Genomic DNA, 18,754 nt, shown 5'->3' with positions numbered 1-18,754 from the left:
AGCGCCGATAGAGGTAACCATGACATCGATACAACGACTCTCCCCAGGCCAACTAACGCTTGCGGCACTGCGCGAGCTTTTTGAGGGCAGCCCCACAATCGAGCTCGACGACGAGAGCCGCGCCAGGGTCGATCGTGCCGAAGCTACGGTTAGCGCCATTCTCGACAGCGGCCGAACCGTTTACGGTATTAATACCGGCTTTGGCGTGCTGGCCCAAACCTCCATTCCACGCGATTCGCTGACCGAGCTGCAGCGTAACTTGGTGCTGTCGCACAGCACCGGGGTCGGTGACAATCTGGATGACGCCACCGTGGGGCTGATTCTGGCGCTCAAAGCGGCTTCGCTGGCCCGTGGCCACTCCGGCGTCCGCTGGCTGATTATTGAAACCCTATTGGCGCTTTACAATGCGCGGGTCTATCCCTGCATTCCTGCCAAGGGCTCGGTTGGCGCGTCGGGGGATCTAGCGCCACTGGCGCATATGGCGGCCACCCTGCTCGGCGAAGGCCGCATGCGTCATCAAGGAAGAGAGATGCCCGCCAGTGAGGGGCTGGCCCTGGCCGGTATCGAGCCGCTTACGCTGGCACCCAAGGAGGGGCTGGCACTGATCAACGGCACCCAGGTATCCACTGCTCTGGCGCTACGCGGGCTGTTCGCCACCGAGAAACTATTCACCGCAGCCGTGGTGGCAGGCAGTCTGTCGGTGGATGCATTGAAGGGCTCAGATACCCCGTTTGACGAGCGCATTCAGGCCGTTCGCGGCCACCCCGGTCAGCGTGATGTCGCCGCTTTCTACCGCGAGCTGCTAGCGGGCAGCCGGGTGCGCGAATCCCACCGCGACTGCCCGCGGGTTCAGGATCCCTACTCACTGCGCTGCCAGCCCCAGGTGATGGGCACCTGTCTGGACCACTTGCGCTTTGCGGCGGGCGTATTTCTGCGTGAAGCCAACGCCGTTTCCGATAACCCGCTGGTGTTCGATAATGGCGATGTATTGTCTGGCGGTAACTTCCATGCGGAGCCGGTGGCGATGGCCGCCGATGTACTGGCGCTGGTGATCTCAGAAATCGGCGCCTTGTCGGAGCGCCGCATCGCCCAATTGGTCGATCCAGCGCTATCCGGCTTGCCCGCCTTTCTGGTCACGGAGAGCGGGCTCAACTCCGGCTTTATGATCGCCCAGGTCAGCGCCGCCGCCCTAGCGTCCGAGAACAAAACCCTGGCTCACCCTGCTTCAGTAGACAGCCTGCCGACCTCCGCCAACCAAGAAGACCACGTCTCAATGGCGACGTTTGCGGCAAGGCGACTGGCCGATATGGCGTTTAACTCCAGCGCCGTGGTCGCCATTGAGCTATTAGCGGCGGCCCAAGGGGTCGAATTTCACCGTCCCATGACCTCCTCAGCCGCTCTCGAGCAAGCCCTGACAATCATTCGCCGCGACGTGGCACGTTATGAGCGGGACCGCTACTTCGCCCCCGACCTGGTAGCCGCCCAGCGCTTCGTCAGCGACGCTGTCTTCGAGACGCTACTGCCCCGTTCACGGCTCTACGCTGAAGGTTGATATGAAACGACACTGCGCCTGCCGCTAACCACCACGCAAAGCCGAACAAGCGAGATTGATCATGATTTCCAGCCACACAGCCGACCACCTCTTTCTTAAAACACTAAAAGATATGCTTGGCGACAGCGTGCTGTTGGGCGAAGAGATTCCCACATCCTGCTTCAGCGACTGGACAGGCCATGCCCCCTGCCGACCGCTGGCACTGGTACGCTCAGCTACCACTGAAGAGGTTGCCAGCCTGCTACGACTGTGCAATGAACACCGCCGCCCGGTGGTGCCCCAGGGGGGAATGACCGGCTTGGCGGGTGCGGCGGTGCCCAGTACCGACAGCATCGCAATATCGCTTGGTCGACTAACCGGTGTCGAGAGCGTCGATGGCGATGCCGCTACCCTGACGGTGCGCGCGGGCACCACACTACAAACCGTCCAGGATGCGGCTGAAGAGGCAGGTTTTCGCTACCCGGTCGATTTTGGCGCCCGGGGAACGTGCCAGATCGGCGGTAACATCGCGACCAATGCCGGTGGCCATGGGGTGATTCGTCACGGCATGACCCGCGACCAGGTGCTCGGCCTGGAGGTGGTACTCGCGGATGGCCGGATTCTCGACTTGATGAACGGCATGATCAAGAACAATACCGGCTACGACCTTAAGCACTGCTTTATCGGCGCCGAAGGCACCCTGGGCATTATCACCCGCGCCGTGCTGCGTCTGGCGCCTCCCAAGGGTGAAACCCATACGTTTTTGTGCGGGCTGCCCAACTACCCGGCGGCTGTTGCGTTACTCCACCGGTTACGCGGTGCTGGGCTGGCGCTAGAGGCATTTGAAGTGATGTGGCAGGACTTTTACACCATGAGCTGTGGCTGGCGAGACGGCCAGCCACCGCTGCACACAAGCCACCCTATTTACCTGCTTTGTGAGGCAGAGGGCGCAGCCAGCCATCTGGAGGCTGCCCTGGAAAGCGCGCTGGCAAGCGGCGAGGTGGAAGATGCGGTACTGGCAGGCAGCACCACACAAGCCCGCGAATTATGGGCGATCCGTGAGGCGACTGGCGAATTCCCGCTCAAGCTGGCACCCATCAACTTTGATATCAGCCTGCCGGTTGCCACGATCGGCGCCTTTGTCGAAGACGCCAGCAAAATGCTCACTCAGCGCTGGCCGGACATCCGCATTGTCAATTTTGGCCATATCGGCGACTGCAATTTACACCTAACCGTGGATGGCCAGTCCCTGGCCGAGGATACCGCCGAGACTCGCCATGCTATCGAAGCGGAGGTCTATCGCCTAGTCGGTGACTATAGCGGTTCGATCTCTGCCGAGCACGGCATTGGCCTGCTCAAGCGCGATTTCTTACACCACAGTGTCCACCCCGAAGCGCTGGACGTTATGCGCTCGCTCAAACATACCCTGGACCCTAACGGCATCCTCAATCCGGGCAAGCTATTCGGTTAAGACACCCACCTAAGCCGCCCTCATAGGCGGGGCGGTACGCACCCAAACTGTGCAGGGTGTGGGTAGCGATTTCACGCCTACCTCTGCAAAACCATTATGTATATACAGGTAAGTACATTTTGGCACGCCGTTTGCTTTTAGATAACTGAGGTTCCGAATCGCTGCAGTGCTGATACGCACTATCAGCCACGCCGCTAGCCCTATCAACCCTAGCACTATCGCATCTAGCACTATCTCATCTAGCCCTATGGAGTCATTACTCGATGAACAAATCCACGCTGCTTAACCGGTCACTCTCCCAGCTAACCCTAGGCCTTGGCCTCTGCTTAGCGATCTCCAGCGCCTCTGCAGACCTGCTTGACGAGGTTAAAGAGCGGGGCGTACTCAATGTTGGCACTGAGTTTCACTTCGCGCCCTTCGCTTATTTAGATGCGGGCCAGCAGAGTGGTTTAAACCTTGAGCTTATGGAGCGTGTTGGTGACGAATTAGGGATCACGATTAACTGGATCGACTTACCCTGGCCCAGCGTACTCCCCGGCCTTGAGGCGGGTAATTACGACTTTGTTGCAGGCCCCGCGATGATTACCCAAGAGCGCAAACTACGCTACAACTTCACCTTGCCTATCGCCGATGCCACTGTCGCTATCCTCAAGCGCGCTGACGACGACTCTATTCAAACCCCCGAAGATATTTCTGGCAAAGCTGCCGGGGGCGGCCGCGGTACCGCACAGCTTGAACAGCTAAAGGCATTCGCCGCTGAGCTGCCGGATCCGCCGACTATTACCGAGTATGTGGACTACAGCCAAACCTACGCCGACCTTGCCGCTGGACGTATCGATGCGGTTGCCAACTCGCTACCCAATATTGCTTATACGGCGACTCAGCGCCCGATGTTTGAAGTTGTCCTTCCCCCCTTTGGCCAACCCGCTTACTTCGGCTATATGGCGCGTAACGATGAAGAGTCCGCGTCACTGGTTGATGCCATCAACGAGGTGCTTCTATCCATGCACGAAGATGGCAGCCTCTCCGAGCTACAAACCAAGTGGTTCGGCGCGCCGATGGATGTTCCCAGCGAAGATTTTGAGCCCGAAATCTAAGCTACCTTCAATGCGTGCTGGGCGACAGTTGCGTAGGCCGCCCAGCACGCCCTCCCTCACCTTAAGGGATACTGCCAATGTTCGACTGGCCGACGCTTCTTTTTAGCCTGCCACTGCTGGGTAAGGCACTCCTTATAACGCTTCAGACGTCACTGTTAGGCAATGCCATTGGCTTTGTTATCGGCACCCTGATTGCCAGCATGCAGCTGGCCAAAATGCCTTTGCTACGTCGCCTCGGTGGCAGCTATATCTTTATCTTTCGAGGGGTACCACTGCTCGTCCAGCTACTGGTTATCTACTACCTGGCACCCATGTTCGGGCTACCCAACCTCTCCCCCATGGTGGCCGCGGTGATGGCGCTCTCACTCTGTTCAGGCGCTTATATCGCCGAAATATTACGCGGCGGGCTATTGGCGATCCCCTCTGGTCAGCGTGAAGCGGCCCACTTACTCGGCATGAGTCGCCCCGCTATTTTGCTACGCATCGAGCTGCCCCAGGCGGTTCAAAGCACCCTTCCATCACTGGTAAACGAGCTGGTGCTGCTGATTAAGGCCTCGGCGTTGGTGTCAGTAGTCGGCCTGGCGGATCTTACCCGGGTGGCCCAAAACCTGGCCTCTTCAGACTACTTATTTTTCCAGCACTACCTGGTACTGGCAGGGATCTACTGCCTGATCAACATACCGTTGACCATGTTCGGGCGCCGACTTGAGCGTCACCTAGAGAGGAGTCTGGCGTGATTTTCGATCTATCAATTATTACCGCCAATGCCGACGCCATCTGGAGCGCTTTTTTAGTCACCATTTATACCTGGCTGGTGGGCAGCGTATTGGGGTTGGTAACGGGACTATTTATCGCTGCGCTGATGCTCTTTGGCGGTCGGCCACTGCAGCTCATATTGAGAGTGTTTATTGAGCTGGTACGCGGCACCCCCTTTTTGGTGATCCTGTTTCTGGTCTACTACGGCGGCCCATCATTCGGTCTACGTCTCGGCGCGATTACAGCTGGGGTGCTCTGCATCGCTTTCTACAGCAGCGTCTATTTCGCGGAGATTTTTCGTAGCGGCTTCGCCGCCGTCCCCCGCGGGCAACTGGAAGCCGGCGAGTGCCTGGGACTGGGCCGCCTGCAACTTATGTGGCGAGTACAGCTGCCCCAAATGCTGGTGCTGATCCTGCCAGCGATCGTCAATATGTTGACGATCCTATGCAAAGAGACCGCTGTCCTGTCGATTATCACCGTCCCTGAGCTAACTGCGGTGCTCACCGGGATTGGTACCCGCACCTTCACTTTTATTGAAACGCTATTGGTTCTCTGCATCGCCTACCTACTGCTTATCGAAATAACCTCGCGGGTGGGCAGGTGGCTTGAGCACCGCGTCGGCACCTACTTACAGCGCTGAACAGGAGCTAGCTATGCCGCTTTCCCTATCGTCGTCCACACCTACCCCTGCTGCGGCTTTAGTCGAAGCTACGCAAAAAGGGGGTGATAAGGCGTCCCCCATTATCCATCTCTCCGCCGTCGGCAAGCGTTTCGGCGAGCATCAAGTACTCACTGATATCAACCTTGATGTGCATCACTCCGAGGTCGTCTGCCTGATTGGCCCATCGGGGTCGGGTAAAAGTACGCTGCTGCGCAGCATGGCCTTTCTTGAGGAGTATGACGAAGGGGAGATCCATATCGAGGGGCGCCTACTCGGCTGGGAAATCGATGACCGGGGGCGCCGCCAACACGCCGGACGCAACCGCCTCAATCAGGCCCGGCGCAACCTGGGCATCGTCTTTCAGCAGTTCAACCTATGGCCACATATGACAGCGCTGGGCAATGTCACCGAGGCCCTGGTGAGAGTGCGTAGGCTAAAGCGCAGCGAAGCTGAAAAACGCGCCATGGAGGTGCTCGACAAGGTTGGCCTGGCCGAGAAGGCCAAAGAGTACCCAGCGCGACTTTCCGGCGGCCAACAGCAGCGCGTGGCCATTGCCCGGGCACTGGCCATGGAGCCCAAGATTATGCTCTTCGATGAGCCTACCTCGGCCCTTGATCCTGAACTGGTGGGCGAAGTGTTGGCGGTGATGAAGCAGCTTGCCCTTGAAGGCATGACCATGGTGGTAGTGACCCACGAAATGGGCTTTGCCGCTCAAGTCGCCGATACCGTCGTGTTCCTCGATCAAGGCCGCATCGTCACCCGTGGCACGCCCAGTGAAGTATTCCGCGACACTCAGCACCCTCGCCTTCGCCAGTTTTTACAGAATTACCTGGATCGCAACGCCTTCTGGAATACCACCCCGGAGCTGGAAAACTAATGCTGCCTATCGACCCCACTCCCCTGGCACGCCGCGAAGTGCGCGAGCTTGAAAGCTACAATGCTGGGCTTTCCAGCGAACAGGTAAGCAAGCGCTTTGGCGTGTCAAAGATTGCCAAGCTAGGCAGCAATGAGAACCCCTATGGCCCCTCCCCCCAGGTAGCCGCCGCTATCTCAAACGCCATTAGCGATAGTGGCCTTTATCCCGATGCCTCCTGTGGGCTATTACGCGATGTGCTGGCGGTGCGCCTTGGGGTTGCGCCCGAACAGCTGGTGTTTGGTAATGGCTCGGAAGATTTGATTGCGATTTTGTGCCGGGTGTTTCTCGACCACGGCGATAGCTTAGTCACCGTCACCCCCGCCTTCGGTCTGCACACCCTATACCCACACTCACTGGGGGCAAAGATTCGCGCAGTGCCCATGCTGGAGGGCGGCCGTTTTGACATTGACGGGCTGATTGAGGCGCTGAGTGAGCCGCCACGTATGCTGATGTTCTCATCCCCCTCCAATCCGGTTGGTAGCGCACTATCGGCAAGCCAGTTAGAGCAGTTGCTTGAGGTGCTAACCCCCGCCACCCTACTAGTCTTCGATGAGGCCTATTATGAGTACGCTCAGGGCAGCCCCGGCTATCCGGATGTGCTGGCTCGGCTATCCCTACAGCAGACGCCATGGATCGTTTTACGCACCTTCTCAAAAGCCTATGCGCTGGCCGGTTTACGTGTGGGCTATGGCATTGCCAGCAGCCCAGCGCTGGCCGATCTTATCGATCGCCTCCGCACGCCGTTTAACGTTAACCGCCTTGCTCAAGTGGCTGCGCTAGCAGCGCTGCAGGATGAGGCCCACCTCAAGGCTGGGCTTGAAGCGACCATTAGCGAACGCGAGCGGGTTGCCAAGGCGCTTAACGAGATGCACCTGACGGTAGTGCCTTCTCTGACTAATTTCCTGTTTTTCAAAACGGATCAAGCATCCGATAGCGTGCATGAAGCACTGCTGAGCCACGGTGTAATCGTTAAACCTTGGCGCGAGCCAGGCTATCGCCATTGGCTGCGCGTCTCAATCGGCAGCCGCGAGCAGAATGATCAGTTTCTTACCGCGCTTTCGGAAACTCTTCAGCCCGCGCCAGCACCCTTTGCTCACGACGATACTCCCTGACATAGATAACTCAACTCTCTAAATAAGGCGGCTAATCCAATGACAACTCCCAACCCCAATGTCACTGTAAATGATGCGGAGATCGAGGCTTTTCAACGCGAAGGCGCCGTGGTACTACGTGGCCTTTTTAACGATTGGATGGAGCCACTACGTGAAGGAGTTGATACGCTGATTGCATCGCCCAGCCCTCTGGAGCGCTCCTATCAGCCCAGTGATGGCTCGGCACCGTTCTTTCAGGACCTATGCAACTGGCAGCGCATTGAGCCTTTTTCACGCTTTGTGATGGAATCTCCTATTGCGGAGCTAGCTTGCAAACTAATGGGCTCACGACAGGCCCAGTTCTTTCACGACCACGTACTTGTCAAAGAGCCCGGCTCCTCGCAAGTGACTCCCTGGCATCAGGATCAGCCCTATTATTGTGTTGAGAGTACGCAGTGCATTAGTTTTTGGATCCCGCTAGATCCCGTGGCATGTGAGACTTCCCTAAAATGTATTGCAGGGTCACATCACTGGAACAAACTTCACCGCCCCAAGCGCTTTGACGGCAGTGATCTTTATCAAGGAGATACGCGTGAAGAGCTACCGGATATTGATGTCGATCCTTCTCAGTACCGCATCCTGCAATGGGCTTTAGAACCTGGCGACGCCGTCGCTTTTGATTTCCGCACCGTTCATGGTGCATCCGCCAACACCTCCAACCATCGCCGCAGGGTGTTCTCCGCTCGTTGGTTAGGTGACAATGCCCGCTTTGTTGACCGGGGCGGCAAAGGGTCTCCACCATTTGCCCATCTCACCTTACAAAATGGCGATCTATTAACAGGGCCTGAGTTCCCCATTGTCTATCAGCACCCCTAGTCGCTAGGCCAAACTTTTTCATAACTGGAGTAGCGGATGAAGAAAACCGATACCGATAGCGTCACCGCACCAAAAGCACTCTATTTACAGGCCAAGCAGTTTGTCCTGGAGCGCACCGCCTCGGGCTTCTGGAAGCCTGGCGATATGATTCCATCTGAAAATCAACTCGTTAACGAACTCGGCATGTCACGCATGACGATTAATCGAGCACTACGGGAGCTTACCAGCGAGGGCTACTTAGAGCGTACCAGCGGCGTAGGTACCTTTATTGCTGAGCGCAAACCACACTCCAACTTACTGCAAATAGCCAATATTGCCGATGAGATCATCTCCCGGGGCCATCGTTACCACTGTGAAGTACTCGAACTCGGTCGTGTCGCGGCCCCCTTTGCTATTGCCTCAGCACTTGAGCTCACCACCGGCAGCTCGGTCTACCACCTGCGCTGCGTTCACTATGAGGAAGATCTCGCCGTGCAGCTCGAGGATCGTTACGTTTCGCCCACCATGGCGCCTGATTTTATTCACCAGCAGTTTGATGACGCGCTGCAACCTTCACGCTACTTACTCAATAGCATCCCGGTAGACGAAATAGAACATATCGTCGACGCGCTACTGCCCTCGGAAGAAGATGCTAAAGCGCTAGAGATTGATGTAAACGAGCCCTGTTTAGCACTGATGCGCCGCACTTGGAGTGCATCCCGGGTGGTCACTTACGTTAAGTTTCTGCACCCCTCCATGCGCTATCGACTAGGCAGCCGCTACTCCGTTGATGCCACCTCCCATGCGGGCTGACTCCCCTTACTTTATGCGACAAGTTTTTTTTTGCGGCGAAATTAGCTAAAATTCCGCGTGCGAAGCCGATTATGTATAGCGAATGTCGCTTTTCGACAACTTTATAAACCTTATCGCGACACACTAGATAGCGAATCAACTGCTGACTAGAGAGTGCGCCATGAACCGCAATGTCATTCTTACCTGTGCCGTTACTGGCGCGGGTGATACCACCGCTAAGAACCCCAACGTCCCGATTACCCCAAAGGCTATCGCAGCTTCCTGCATTGAAGCTGCCCGCGCCGGGGCCAGCATCGCGCATATCCATGTTCGCGATCCGCAAACCGGCGGCATTAGCCACTCGACTGAGCACTTTCGCGAAGTGATGGAACGTGTCCGCGAAGCGGATGTGGATATCGTGATGAACATCACCGCGGGCGGTGGCGGCGACTGGATACCCGATGCCGCAGACCCTACCCGTGGCGGCCCTGGCACAGATATTCAAACGCCCGCCGAACGCCACGCGCCGGTCGGCGAACTGCTTCCCGAGCTTTGCACTCTGGACTGCGGCAGCCTCAATTTTGGCGATATGGTCTACGTGAACCCTGCAGATTGGCTGCGCGAGCACGCCCGCCTGGTGCAAGCCGCGGGCGTTAAGCCAGAACTGGAGTGCTTCGATCTAGGCCATGTCTGGTTTGCCCGCCAGCTTCAGCAAGAGGGCCTTATCGACGGAGACCCACTCTATCAACTCTGCCTGGGCATTCCCTGGGGCGCCGAAGCCGATACCGAAACCATGCTGGCGATGCGCAACAAATTACCTGCCAACGCTAACTGGGCGGCCTTCGGCATTGGTCGCCATCAAATGCCCATGGTTGCTCAAGCAGTGCTGCTGGGTGGCCACGCCCGTGTTGGCTTGGAAGATAATCTGTTTTTAGAGAAAGGCGTGTTGGCCAATAACGGCCAACTGGTCGAAAAAGCCTCAACCATTATCGAGAATCTCGGCGCCCGAGTAATGACCCCCGCTGAAACCCGCGCCCATCTCAACCTGCGTAACCCGGCAGGAGGTGACATATGAGCCGCTTAGCCGTGATTGGTACCGGCGTGATTGGCAACGGCTGGATTGCTCGCGCCCTCGCCCAAGGCTGGGATGTGGTCGCCTTCGACCCCGCACCTGAAGCGCCAGCACGCACCCGCGCGTTTATCGAAAACGCCTGGCCCTCGTTAACTCAGCTCGGCCTAGCGCCCGATGCCAGCCCTGAACGACTATTGTTTGTGGCCACCATAGATGAGGCGGTGAGCGACGCCGATCTGGTTCAGGAGAATGTGCCTGAGCGCCTTGAGCTTAAACAACAGATCTTAGCCACCATTGATGCCGCGGCTGCACCGAATGTCATCATTGGCTCGTCAACCTCTGGCTTTAAGCCCACCGACCTGCAGCAGCAGTGCCAACAATCAGCTGGGCGCGTGATCGTCGCTCATCCCTTCAATCCGGTTTATTTACTGCCATTGGTAGAACTGGTTGGCGGAGAGGCCACCCAACCCTCGCAAATTGCCAGCGCTCAAGAGCTGTATCAATCGCTCGCCATGCGGCCACTAGTGGTGCGCCGTGAAATAGAGGGTCATATCGCCGACCGCTTGATGGAAGCGTTATGGCGGGAAGCCCTGCATTTGGTCAATGATGGCGTGGCGACTACTGAAGAGATCGACGCGGCGGTGGTTTATGGCTGCGGCTTACGCTGGCCATTAATGGGCACCTTCTTAACCTTCCACTTAGCGGGCGGCGAGCCTGGCATGCGCCATATGCTGGAACAGTTTGGCCCGGCGTTAAAACTTCCCTGGACCAAGCTGGAAGCCCCGGAACTTACCGACGAATTGATTGATAAAGTCGTCGAGGGGTGTGAGCATCAAGCTGCGGGGCGGTCGGTCGCGACGCTGGACCGGCGCCGTGATGACTTTTTAGTCGAGCTACTTGAGGTAGTACAAAAATATTGGCCGGAAGCCGAAGGCCTTAAGGGACGCATCTAATGATTATCCATGAAACCCAGGTGGCTCCTGAGTGGGTCGACTACAACGGGCACATGAACGACGCGGAGTACGCCCGCGTCTTTTCTCAAGCCTGTGATGCCCTTATTGAACATATCGGGCTGGATGACGCAGGTCGTGAACAACACGGCTATACGATTTATACGCTGGAAACTCACCTCTGCTATCGCCGCGAGGCGCACCAAGGGCAGTCGTTAAACGTGGATTTAACCCTGCTCGATAGCGATGCAAAACGTCTGCACGTGTTTTTCGCCATGTTGGATGAAGAGAGCAACCTACTGGCAACCAGCGAACAGATGCTTATGGGTATTGAAAAAGCGTCTGGCCGCCCAGGCCCATTCCCTGAAGCAATTGCTAGCGCGGTGGCAGCGCTACCCCAGGTTGATAGCGATGCGTGGTCTGAGCTTGCTGGCCGAACCATCGCTATACGGCGCTAAGGGCAACAACAGCAATGTATGTAGACGCCTTTATTCAGCGCTTTAAAGCAGGGCTGACCGCCATGGAAGGACTGCCCTTGCCTCAAGCACGGCGCGCCTACGACAAGCTCTGCCGCACGTTCGCACCACACGACCCGGCAGGAATGCGGGTCGAAAATGGCACTATCAATGGCATTAGCGTGCGCTGCTTTATCCCCCAGCAAAAAATGCCCGGCCGCATACTGTTTATACATGGCGGCGGTTTTACCAGCGGTTCCAACGAGAGCCACCACGGCCCCGCCGCCAGCTTGGCCCAGCGGCTTGAACGTGAGGTGGTAAGCGTTAACTACCGGCTTGCACCAGAGGTAGCTTACCCCGCCATGCTGGCTGACTGCCGAGCGGTGTTAGAAGCGATTAAACCTATGGGGATAGTGGGTGACAGCGCGGGTGGAAGATTAGCTATCGACCTTGCCCACCCGTTGAGCGAAGCGCCCCCGTTGGGCTTGATCTATCCACCCGTTGGCGAGCTATCCCATGAATATCTGGGAGAAGATGCCCCACTGCTGTCGCGCAACGATGTGCTCAGCATTCGCCACCTCTGTCCCGAGATCAACGCCACGCAGCGTGATTGCATACCTCCCTCATCCAGCATGGAAATACTCACTGTAGAGCGGGATCCATTAACGCGCCCCATTGAGATAGCGGTAGCTCACTGGCAGAAAGCAGGCACATCAATTGGCTATCGCTGTGCCCCAAATATGGTTCACGCCGCCCTTCACGCCCACGCGCAGCTACCCAACATGGAAGCCGCTTGGCAGGACTTTTGCCACACACTAAAACAGCGCCTTAATCGATAAGGCGCCGCTTAGAGTCAAATTAAAACTAGGCTTTAAGAGCCGTGTTGTTAAGAGTCATGTTTTTTAAGAATCATGTTTTTAAGAATCATAGCTGGCTCGCACCTGCTCAATCGCGGATTCGCCATCGCGGGTTTCGACACCGTCGAGCCACTCAGCCACGGTGTCTAGATTATTACCTATCCACTCATGGGCCACTTCATCCGCCGGGCGATCTTCATAGCTGTACTCATGCACCCATTCGTTCTGGTCTTCAATATCAATCACGTATTGTGACAAGAAGCGATGAACCTGGGGGGCCTCGTCAGCCAGGCTCGCTGGCGTAATGGTCCACACAGTGCTTTCTATAGCGGCAATGCCCGAGTCATCGCTATCGGCTAGATAGGCCAAATCGAAACTCACGTTCATCCAGTGAGGCTCCCAACCAACAAAGGTCACCCACTCCTCATCGGCCATTTTTTGCTCTGCCTGAGCCAACATGACCGAGGTGGAGCTTTCACGAAGCTGCCAATCTCCGAGCCCCGCCAGGTCGTTAGCAATGGCGTTGAGAATTGCATCATTAATGCCGGTGCCTGCCTCGATGCCCTGAATTTCACCATCGAAACGATCACGATGCTCAGCCAACTCCGCCACCGTGGTGACGCCTGCATCGTAAACATATTGGGGAACCACGAGCCCGGAATTAGCACCGCGGATATTGGAAGCTACTTTTTCTACTTTTCCTTCGGCCACCAACGGTTCGACCATATCGGTCTGAACGGGATACCAGCCACCTAAATAGATTTCCAGGTCGTTACGCGATAGGCCTGCCAGGATGACGCTCACGGCTAAGTCTTGCTGGCGGGTTTTGTACCCCATTGTCTCAAGTAACTGAGCAGCCACTTCAGATTTAACCGTGACCCCAGGCCAGGGCGGCACGCCAAAGCGCAGCTCATCCAGCTCTGCCATGGCAGGTGCAGCAACAAATGCAGAGAGCAAAAAACCCGCTTTAAGCGACAACGACTTGGTAGTGATAGACATTTTGCTGAACCTTTTATTAATTGGGTTCAATGAGTATGCGCCGCTGCTGACCGACAACTAGGTATGAAGCGACTCTTACTATGCACAAAGCGCCATTTTGGCTTTAAAGGTCCTTAATGGTAGATAAAGAACGCACCGCCCGAGGCGAGTAACCATAATAGCCGCGAAACGCACGTGCAAAGCTTGATGACGAACTAAATCCACAGGCAATGCCCACCGCCAATACGGCTAAATCAGTCTCTGCCAGCAATCGCCTGGCTCGCTTAAGGCGTAGCTGTAAGTACCACTGGCGTGGTGTTGCCGATAACTCCTGCTCGAACAAACGCTGTAACTGGCGGACCGACACATTGATACGACTCGCCACCTCTTCAAGCGTAAGCGGCTCTTCAAGGTTCTGCTCCATCAACGCCACCGCCTCAATCACGCGCCGATTGTGGCTACCCAAACGTTTGACCAGTGCCATACGCTGCTGGTCACTGCGGGTGCGAATACGGTCATGAATAAGCTGCTCAGAGACATCAATGGCCAGCTTATCCCCATGTCGCCGAGCGATCACTTCCAGCGCCATATCCATCGCCGCCGCCCCGCCCGCGCAGGAGAAGCGCCGCTCGCCTAACTCATAAAGCTCATCGGTAGTATCAATGCCCGGAAAGCGCTCACGAAAGGCGGGCAGACTCTCCCAGTGCAGCGCAACCCGCTCGTGCTTTAATAACCCGGTGGCAGCGAGCAGAAATGCCCCGGTATCAATGCCTCCCAAACAGCAACCCGCCTGATCTAACTGATGCAGCCAGGCCATTAACGGCCGGGTAAGATGCGCCTCTGGAGTAAAGCCACTGCATACCGCCAGCGAGGGCAGATGGTGAAGATCCGCCGTTGAGTGATCAGCCATTAGCGTCATACCGTTGGACGCCGTCACTGGCTCGCCATCCGCGCTAATCAAGATCCAGTCAAACAGCGGGCGATTAGCAATACGATTTGCAATCCGCAACGGTTCAACCGCCGCGAAAAACGCCATCATGGAAAACTGCGGCAACAGTAAAAACCCCACCATTTCTGGCAAAGGGCCCTGGTAACTAAGACGCATAGCACTGCCTAAAGGTCAAAATGTAGAATGTGGAAGCGCTTCTACCATAGCGTGTTAGCCTGCCGAGACCAGTAATCTAGAAAAAAATTTGTCATCATGATGGAGCATGCACTTGAATATTACCCATTTAGAGCATGTCATTATTGCGCTAATCATTCAGGGCGCATTACTGCCATTGGCCTCCGCTAGCGTAGCAGGCTCTATCGCCGTTGCGTTGCTAATGGGGCGCGAGATCGCTCAGCACGAATATAGGCTAGGTATTCAGCGAGGCTGGGAGTGGGGAGAAACACTCCCCGTAGGCATATTCGAAGGCGTTTGGCGCGGCTGGACCCTCGACTCAGTTCTTGATGTGGTGTTGCCAGCTTTAGCATGTAGCTTGGTAGTAGCAGTATTAAGCGTTAAACGGCGAAGAGCGCTCAAGCAGCGCTACTGATTATAGAGACGTTCTGAGCGATAGAGCTGCCACTCATTTTCGACCCGCCCATCGGGCAAGCGACAGTATCTGCCAGTGCCTAATCTACTTTCACGAATTTCATTCTCCCCGCCTAAGCTCCTGCAATATTCAGCGGCATATTGGGTCATCTGATTTTGAGAATCTGGGCCTCCGCCACTGCTGGCACAACCGACGAGCAGAAGTACAGCGGGGATTGCTAAGTAGCGATAACCGTTACCAATATATACCAACATTGTGCTCTCCCTGCGTCGCTAGCCATTTATCGGCTACCCTACATACTCGTAGAACATTGGCAAAGTTGCCAATCCCACCAACCTGGTGTCGGCTTAGTGTCAGCCCCGAATGTGAGAAAGAGCCTTATGAAACACTCCCTACTTCCGCACTGCCTGCTAAGCGCTACCCTACTGGTGAGTGCTATCGCTTATAGCGAAGAATCCCAGCAATCTCACGAAGTCTGTATGGAAAACGCCGTTAGCACGGCCGATATAGTGGCATGCATTAGTGAAGAGTTTGAGCGCGAAGATCAGCGTCTCAACGACAACTATCAGAAACTGCGCAACCAGTTGAGTGACGGTCGCCAAGAACAACTGCTAACCGCCCAGCGTGCATGGATTGCATATAAAGACGCTAACTGTGATTTTTATGCCGACCCAGAAGGCGGCACCTTGGCGCGGGTGAGTGCCAACTCCTGCGTACTGACTGAAACGACTGATCGCGCAGATGAGCTAGAAGCACTAATGCAGCCCTTGGATTAAAGACGAGATGCAGATCACTCGATTTGCTGTTATCGAAAATGACAGCTAGCCTTATACAGGTCATGTACACAAAGCTAACTGTGTTCATCTAGAAAACCCATTTCATAAGGAAAGTGAAATTATGTCCAGCCCAGAACATAAGCAGAAGATCTGGAAGATGATCAAAGATATTAAAGTCGGCATGTTGGTGACCCTGGATCACGACACGCCCCGGGCTCGCCCGATGCATCTAGTACAGGAAGAGTACGACGGCACATTGTGGTTCTTCACCCGTCGCAGTGCCGAAAAGGTATTTGAGGCAAAGAGCGATCACGATGTGTGCCTTAGCTTCTCCGATCAAGAAGATGGTGTTTACGTTTCCCTTTCTGGCAAGGCCAACCTGACCGATAACCGCGAGCTGATTGATAAATACTGGAACTCCTTTGTTGGCGCTTGGTTCCCTGAAGGCAAAGATGACCCAGACGTTGCATTGCTGGAAATCAAGGTTGAAATGGGCGAACACTGGAAGTCCGAGGAGAGCAAAGCGTACCAGCTTTATGAGATTGCCAAGGCGAATCTTAAGAAAGATGCCACGCCCAATTTAGGTGAGAATGAAAAATTTGGTGGCTGACACCAGAGGCATGCGCCCGGCTCCCTGGGCGCTTGCCACTCCGTTGCTTACCATTTCGTTGCTTACCATTCTATTGATAGGCATGCTCATGGGCGCAAGTAGCTCATGGGCAAGTGATGAGACACAGAGTGACTCGGCAAGTCTTCAGGGCGAATGCGAACTCACCGATCAGAAGCGCGAAATGCTTGCACAGATCAACGAGGCCCGTAGCCAAGAGCGACAGTGTGGAAGCCAACACTTTGCGGCGGCAGAGCCGCTAGCCTGGAACTGCAAGCTTGAAGCGGCTGCTGAGATGCACGTCAAAGACATGGCCGAGAACGACTATTTTAGTCATACCGGCCCCGACGGTAATGAGATCCAGCACCGGGTCAGCGACACTGGCTATCGATGGCAAGCGGTAGGCGAGAATATCGCCGCTGGCCACTCCTCTAGCGCAGCTGCTGTTGAAGGGTGGCTAGAGAGCCCCGGCCATTGTGGCAATATTATGAGTGACGCTTTCACCGAGATGGGCATGGCGAATGCCAAGCCCAATAGCACCGAATCACGCTACTCATCCTACTGGGCGCAAGTACTGGCCAATCCTCGTTAAGCTCACCAAATGCCTAACACCATTAGCCCTCAGCTTTTCGCTGCGGGCTAATGTTTAGATTAAAGGTCGCCGTAATGGACGGCCGTAATCGCATTCTTAGGCGAGCCATCTACCAATTTGGCGCTGTATGACATGTACACGAAGGTTTGTGTTTCCAAATCATGCATGCGCACTACTCGCATATTCTTAAACAGCGCCGAACGCCGCTGTGAAAAAACCACCTCTTGCTGCTCGATCTCATCGGCGTCAAAGACAATTTCGCCCGTCTGCCGACAAGCGACGCTTGCTTCACTGGCCTCTTCCGCTAACCCCACCGCCCCGGAGAGCCCGCCAATCTGTGAGTAAGAAATATAGCAAGAGATGCCCTGAACCTTAGGGTCATCGAAACGCTCCACCTCAATAGTATTGTTAGGGCCTAGCATCCTGAACTCAGTGCGCACGCTACCAATGTGGGCGTCCTGAGCCAACACCATAGTCGGTAGCAACATCGTCGGAAGCAACGCCAACACAACAATTAGCGTTTTGATGGCAACGCGCTTTGCGAAAAGCATGGATAGATCCTTTTTCAATTAACAGCCAAGAGGTGGACAGGCGAAGACCATAGCGGATGCTGGCAAACAAAACAGCAGATAACACCAAGCATGTTCGCTAGATTAACCTCTACTCAAAGATAAAGCTGCAGCCCTTCTCTCCACCCTTTTCTCTACCCATCACAAGCGCACCCCCTGGGTTTATGGCAGGTGTAGTTACGGCTAATACATGAGTCACCGCAGGCTTTCCCTTTGGAGCACGTACGACAGCATCCACCTTGAGCCAGTAAAAGCTCCTCGGGGATCGCATCGAACGCCAGTTCACACGCCACGGACTCACCGCTGACAATAAGCTCGGCTTGGGTCACCCACTCATCGATCACATCCGGCGGTTGCTCAGCACTGGCCACACTCGTGAAACATAGCGCCAGCATCAACATCATTGCTTTGATCAGCACGGGCTTTCCTTTTAATTATTATTTGTCTGCGCAGTATGGGGGAGCAATGTGGGAACGCGTAGTTATTATGCATCTAGGTAGGCAAATAGTTGCCTAGGGCACCTATTGCGATGGTGGGATGGGGTTCAAATGGGGGTTGCTAGAGAGTTAGAAGGTTCGTATTGACCGTTGGCGTCCCTGGCAGGAGCATCACCAACCTAATAAGTATTTGTTTTTAAAAAATAAAAATAATTTTATAGAGATGCAGTATACCCTTAAATATACCATTTCTTGTCAAAAAGGGAGTAACTGCTTCAGGACTCACAGGGGCCCGCATAAAAGTCTACGTGCTCATCAAGCTCATTAAGATAATTACTCCTAAAACGCCAATTAGCCTCAGTAACTTCTGACTCTATGTTGCGCATAGCGGAGGATGACAATAGTCCATGCAATTCAAGCCTGAAGTTCGTCTCAGCTTCATGATAGGCATTAAAAGCATCTATAGAATGATTAAAAAGGCCCTTTAATACTTCTCCTTCTCCCCTGACAAAATCTAATTTTTCTATTATTTTGTTTTGTATTTCTATGGCCTCACAATGAATTTTCTCAACTCGGTAAAGTTCTTGAACTGACAATCCGAACCCATTTCTGGAAACACCAGGGTTTAATTCTTGCTCGACCAACTCATATAATGAATCCTGAATCCGTGAGACCGGCCCCCGGAAGCACTTCTAACCCACTGACCTGCATGGCAATATAGCCATTACCGCCATTCACCCAGACAGTGCCATG

Annotated in this window: 23 protein-coding genes; 17 read left to right on the top strand and 6 right to left on the bottom strand. The window is 55.1% G+C overall.

All coding sequences use genetic code 11. The features are described 5' to 3' along the window. The first annotated feature begins 19 nt into the window (after positions 1 to 19). The 13 genes from hutH (at position 20) to ACQKE4_RS12965 (ending at position 12,486) form a co-directional block, all read left to right on the top strand. The gene (gene hutH / locus ACQKE4_RS13025; RefSeq protein WP_427388812.1) at positions 20 to 1,552 is read left to right on the top strand and encodes a histidine ammonia-lyase; all 1,533 of its coding nucleotides are present in this window, start codon (positions 20 to 22) and stop codon (positions 1,550 to 1,552) included. A 61-nt stretch (positions 1,553 to 1,613) separates the two neighbouring features. Then, positions 1,614 to 3,002 (top strand): FAD-binding oxidoreductase, encoded by a 1,389-nt coding sequence (locus tag ACQKE4_RS13020; protein ID WP_427388811.1) that lies wholly within the window; start codon positions 1,614 to 1,616, stop codon positions 3,000 to 3,002. A 263-nt stretch (positions 3,003 to 3,265) separates the two neighbouring features. Then, positions 3,266 to 4,099, top strand: coding sequence for a transporter substrate-binding domain-containing protein (locus ACQKE4_RS13015; protein ID WP_427388810.1), 834 nt, complete (start codon positions 3,266 to 3,268; stop codon positions 4,097 to 4,099). Between the two features lie 77 nt (positions 4,100 to 4,176). Beyond that, entirely contained in the window at positions 4,177 to 4,836 is a 660-nt protein-coding gene (locus tag ACQKE4_RS13010; RefSeq protein WP_137094839.1) for an amino acid ABC transporter permease, read from the top strand. Next, entirely contained in the window at positions 4,833 to 5,495 is a 663-nt protein-coding gene (locus tag ACQKE4_RS13005) for an amino acid ABC transporter permease (protein WP_137094841.1), read from the top strand. The genes ACQKE4_RS13010 and ACQKE4_RS13005 overlap by 4 nt, the downstream gene beginning before the upstream one ends. 13 nt (positions 5,496 to 5,508) lie before the next feature. Continuing rightward, positions 5,509 to 6,393: an amino acid ABC transporter ATP-binding protein gene (locus ACQKE4_RS13000; protein ID WP_427388809.1), complete on the top strand. Its 885-nt coding sequence runs from the start codon at positions 5,509 to 5,511 to the stop codon at positions 6,391 to 6,393. Then, a complete protein-coding gene (gene hisC, locus ACQKE4_RS12995; protein WP_427388808.1) occupies positions 6,393 to 7,544 on the top strand; it encodes a histidinol-phosphate transaminase in 1,152 nt (383 codons plus the stop codon). Before ACQKE4_RS13000 ends, hisC begins: the two co-directional genes overlap by 1 nt. Before the next feature lie 39 nt (positions 7,545 to 7,583). Further along, positions 7,584 to 8,399, top strand: coding sequence for a phytanoyl-CoA dioxygenase family protein (locus tag ACQKE4_RS12990; RefSeq protein ID WP_427388806.1), 816 nt, complete (start codon positions 7,584 to 7,586; stop codon positions 8,397 to 8,399). Positions 8,400 to 8,435: 36 nt separating this feature from the next. Next, a complete protein-coding gene (gene hutC / locus ACQKE4_RS12985) occupies positions 8,436 to 9,191 on the top strand; it encodes a histidine utilization repressor (RefSeq protein ID WP_427388804.1) in 756 nt (251 codons plus the stop codon). 160 nt (positions 9,192 to 9,351) lie between these two features. After that, the gene (locus tag ACQKE4_RS12980) at positions 9,352 to 10,245 is read left to right on the top strand and encodes a 3-keto-5-aminohexanoate cleavage protein (RefSeq protein ID WP_427388803.1); all 894 of its coding nucleotides are present in this window, start codon (positions 9,352 to 9,354) and stop codon (positions 10,243 to 10,245) included. Then, positions 10,242 to 11,195: an L-carnitine dehydrogenase gene (locus ACQKE4_RS12975; protein ID WP_427388802.1), complete on the top strand. Its 954-nt coding sequence runs from the start codon at positions 10,242 to 10,244 to the stop codon at positions 11,193 to 11,195. The genes ACQKE4_RS12980 and ACQKE4_RS12975 overlap by 4 nt, the downstream gene beginning before the upstream one ends. Then, complete coding sequence (locus tag ACQKE4_RS12970; protein WP_427388801.1) at positions 11,195 to 11,650, top strand: thioesterase family protein; 456 nt, start codon at positions 11,195 to 11,197, stop codon at positions 11,648 to 11,650. The genes ACQKE4_RS12975 and ACQKE4_RS12970 overlap by 1 nt, the downstream gene beginning before the upstream one ends. A 14-nt stretch (positions 11,651 to 11,664) precedes the next feature. Beyond that, the gene (locus ACQKE4_RS12965) at positions 11,665 to 12,486 is read left to right on the top strand and encodes an alpha/beta hydrolase fold domain-containing protein (RefSeq protein WP_427388800.1); all 822 of its coding nucleotides are present in this window, start codon (positions 11,665 to 11,667) and stop codon (positions 12,484 to 12,486) included. A 78-nt stretch (positions 12,487 to 12,564) separates the two neighbouring features. Here the strand turns inward: ACQKE4_RS12965 and ACQKE4_RS12960 are convergent, their stop codons facing one another. Both ACQKE4_RS12960 and ACQKE4_RS12955 read right to left on the bottom strand, forming a co-directional pair. Continuing rightward, the gene (locus ACQKE4_RS12960) at positions 12,565 to 13,503 is read right to left on the bottom strand and encodes an ABC transporter substrate-binding protein (protein WP_427388799.1); all 939 of its coding nucleotides are present in this window, start codon (positions 13,501 to 13,503) and stop codon (positions 12,565 to 12,567) included. A gap of 103 nt (positions 13,504 to 13,606) precedes the next feature. Then, complete coding sequence (locus tag ACQKE4_RS12955) at positions 13,607 to 14,587, bottom strand: GlxA family transcriptional regulator (protein ID WP_427388798.1); 981 nt, start codon at positions 14,585 to 14,587, stop codon at positions 13,607 to 13,609. Positions 14,588 to 14,699: 112 nt separating this feature from the next. Between ACQKE4_RS12955 and ACQKE4_RS12950 the strand changes: the two genes are divergently transcribed. Continuing rightward, entirely contained in the window at positions 14,700 to 15,020 is a 321-nt protein-coding gene (locus tag ACQKE4_RS12950; RefSeq protein ID WP_427388797.1) for a hypothetical protein, read from the top strand. Here the strand turns inward: ACQKE4_RS12950 and ACQKE4_RS12945 are convergent. Then, a complete protein-coding gene (locus ACQKE4_RS12945) occupies positions 15,014 to 15,169 on the bottom strand; it encodes a DUF333 domain-containing protein (RefSeq protein WP_427388851.1) in 156 nt (51 codons plus the stop codon). The genes ACQKE4_RS12950 and ACQKE4_RS12945 overlap by 7 nt on opposite strands. Before the next feature lie 231 nt (positions 15,170 to 15,400). Here ACQKE4_RS12945 and ACQKE4_RS12940 point away from each other — a divergent pair, with 231 nt between their 5' ends. The 3 genes from ACQKE4_RS12940 (at position 15,401) to ACQKE4_RS12930 (ending at position 16,995) form a co-directional block, all read left to right on the top strand. After that, the gene (locus ACQKE4_RS12940) at positions 15,401 to 15,796 is read left to right on the top strand and encodes a lysozyme inhibitor LprI family protein (protein ID WP_427388795.1); all 396 of its coding nucleotides are present in this window, start codon (positions 15,401 to 15,403) and stop codon (positions 15,794 to 15,796) included. A 121-nt stretch (positions 15,797 to 15,917) separates the two neighbouring features. Continuing rightward, complete coding sequence (locus ACQKE4_RS12935) at positions 15,918 to 16,406, top strand: pyridoxamine 5'-phosphate oxidase family protein (RefSeq protein ID WP_290832717.1); 489 nt, start codon at positions 15,918 to 15,920, stop codon at positions 16,404 to 16,406. Beyond that, positions 16,399 to 16,995 carry a CAP domain-containing protein gene (locus ACQKE4_RS12930; RefSeq protein ID WP_427388793.1) on the top strand — a complete coding sequence of 199 codons (597 nt, stop codon included), beginning with the start codon at positions 16,399 to 16,401 and terminating at the stop codon, positions 16,993 to 16,995. Before ACQKE4_RS12935 ends, ACQKE4_RS12930 begins: the two co-directional genes overlap by 8 nt. Positions 16,996 to 17,054: 59 nt before the next feature. Here ACQKE4_RS12930 and ACQKE4_RS12925 read toward each other — a convergent pair whose 3' ends face one another. From ACQKE4_RS12925 to ACQKE4_RS12915, 3 genes are all read right to left on the bottom strand, one after another. Beyond that, on the bottom strand, positions 17,055 to 17,546 hold the full coding sequence (locus ACQKE4_RS12925; protein ID WP_427388792.1) for a CreA family protein: 492 nt from the start codon (positions 17,544 to 17,546) through the stop codon (positions 17,055 to 17,057). A 152-nt stretch (positions 17,547 to 17,698) separates the two neighbouring features. Beyond that, positions 17,699 to 17,983, bottom strand: coding sequence for a hypothetical protein (locus tag ACQKE4_RS12920; RefSeq protein ID WP_427388791.1), 285 nt, complete (start codon positions 17,981 to 17,983; stop codon positions 17,699 to 17,701). A gap of 293 nt (positions 17,984 to 18,276) precedes the next feature. Further along, entirely contained in the window at positions 18,277 to 18,645 is a 369-nt protein-coding gene (locus ACQKE4_RS12915) for a hypothetical protein (protein ID WP_427388790.1), read from the bottom strand. Positions 18,646 to 18,754 lie beyond the last annotated feature (109 nt).

The organism is Halomonas sp. NPDC076908 (assembly GCF_050269715.1).
Taxonomy (GTDB): domain Bacteria; phylum Pseudomonadota; class Gammaproteobacteria; order Pseudomonadales; family Halomonadaceae; genus Vreelandella.
Note: the sequence above shows the minus strand (reverse complement) of the source record. Positions and strands in the feature narration are given on the sequence as shown.

Excerpts from the sequence above, each read along its gene's own strand:
- ACQKE4_RS12925 (WP_427388792.1), bottom strand. The coding sequence starts at position 17,546 with ATGCTTTTCGCAAAGCGCGTTGCCATCAAAACGCTAATTGTTGTGTTG.
- ACQKE4_RS12945 (WP_427388851.1), bottom strand. The coding sequence starts at position 15,169 with ATGACCCAATATGCCGCTGAATATTGCAGGAGCTTAGGCGGGGAGAAT.
- ACQKE4_RS13000 (WP_427388809.1), top strand. The coding sequence starts at position 5,509 with ATGCCGCTTTCCCTATCGTCGTCCACACCTACCCCTGCTGCGGCTTTA.
- ACQKE4_RS12955 (WP_427388798.1), bottom strand. The coding sequence starts at position 14,587 with ATGCGTCTTAGTTACCAGGGCCCTTTGCCAGAAATGGTGGGGTTTTTA.
- hisC (WP_427388808.1), top strand. The coding sequence starts at position 6,393 with ATGCTGCCTATCGACCCCACTCCCCTGGCACGCCGCGAAGTGCGCGAG.
- ACQKE4_RS12940 (WP_427388795.1), top strand. The coding sequence starts at position 15,401 with ATGAAACACTCCCTACTTCCGCACTGCCTGCTAAGCGCTACCCTACTG.
- hutH (WP_427388812.1), top strand. The coding sequence starts at position 20 with ATGACATCGATACAACGACTCTCCCCAGGCCAACTAACGCTTGCGGCA.
- ACQKE4_RS12970 (WP_427388801.1), top strand. The coding sequence starts at position 11,195 with ATGATTATCCATGAAACCCAGGTGGCTCCTGAGTGGGTCGACTACAAC.
- ACQKE4_RS12935 (WP_290832717.1), top strand. The coding sequence starts at position 15,918 with ATGTCCAGCCCAGAACATAAGCAGAAGATCTGGAAGATGATCAAAGAT.
- ACQKE4_RS12990 (WP_427388806.1), top strand. The coding sequence starts at position 7,584 with ATGACAACTCCCAACCCCAATGTCACTGTAAATGATGCGGAGATCGAG.
- ACQKE4_RS12965 (WP_427388800.1), top strand. The coding sequence starts at position 11,665 with ATGTATGTAGACGCCTTTATTCAGCGCTTTAAAGCAGGGCTGACCGCC.
- ACQKE4_RS13015 (WP_427388810.1), top strand. The coding sequence starts at position 3,266 with ATGAACAAATCCACGCTGCTTAACCGGTCACTCTCCCAGCTAACCCTA.
- ACQKE4_RS13020 (WP_427388811.1), top strand. The coding sequence starts at position 1,614 with ATGATTTCCAGCCACACAGCCGACCACCTCTTTCTTAAAACACTAAAA.
- ACQKE4_RS12960 (WP_427388799.1), bottom strand. The coding sequence starts at position 13,503 with ATGTCTATCACTACCAAGTCGTTGTCGCTTAAAGCGGGTTTTTTGCTC.
- ACQKE4_RS13010 (WP_137094839.1), top strand. The coding sequence starts at position 4,177 with ATGTTCGACTGGCCGACGCTTCTTTTTAGCCTGCCACTGCTGGGTAAG.
- hutC (WP_427388804.1), top strand. The coding sequence starts at position 8,436 with ATGAAGAAAACCGATACCGATAGCGTCACCGCACCAAAAGCACTCTAT.
- ACQKE4_RS12975 (WP_427388802.1), top strand. The coding sequence starts at position 10,242 with ATGAGCCGCTTAGCCGTGATTGGTACCGGCGTGATTGGCAACGGCTGG.
- ACQKE4_RS12980 (WP_427388803.1), top strand. The coding sequence starts at position 9,352 with ATGAACCGCAATGTCATTCTTACCTGTGCCGTTACTGGCGCGGGTGAT.